Annotated in this window: 1 protein-coding gene; it reads right to left on the reverse strand. The window is 58.7% G+C overall.

Annotated features, from left to right (window positions below):
• Positions 1 to 339 (reverse strand): hypothetical protein (locus HMPREF3174_RS09430; RefSeq protein ID WP_210382948.1); only part of this gene is annotated, 339 nt, incomplete at both ends.

Below are 339 nucleotides of genomic sequence, written 5' to 3' on the forward strand. Positions count from 1 at the left end.
AGGAAACCATCACCCTGAGAGTAGTAGAAGAACATCTTCCCATCCGGATAACCCACCAGCGCATCCCCACGACCATCACCATTCTTATCCGGAATAGCAACAATCGAAGTGAAGTGGCCAGCATCGCAATCCACGATCGCACCACCCGAGAACGCGCCACTTGCGCCACCCTGGTACCGGCGCAGGTTACCCTCACGATCAACCGCCCACAGGTCAGCAAAACGATCACCAGTGAACTCGCCCAACAGACCCGTGCCATTAGCCGGAATCGATGGACGATCCACTGCCGCACACACCGGCGGCTCGGTGTCGGTCGTGCCAGGGTTATCCGGCTCACCC

It is taken from the genome of Trueperella sp. HMSC08H06 (genome assembly GCF_001808465.1).
Lineage (GTDB): Bacteria > Actinomycetota > Actinomycetes > Actinomycetales > Actinomycetaceae > Trueperella > Trueperella bernardiae.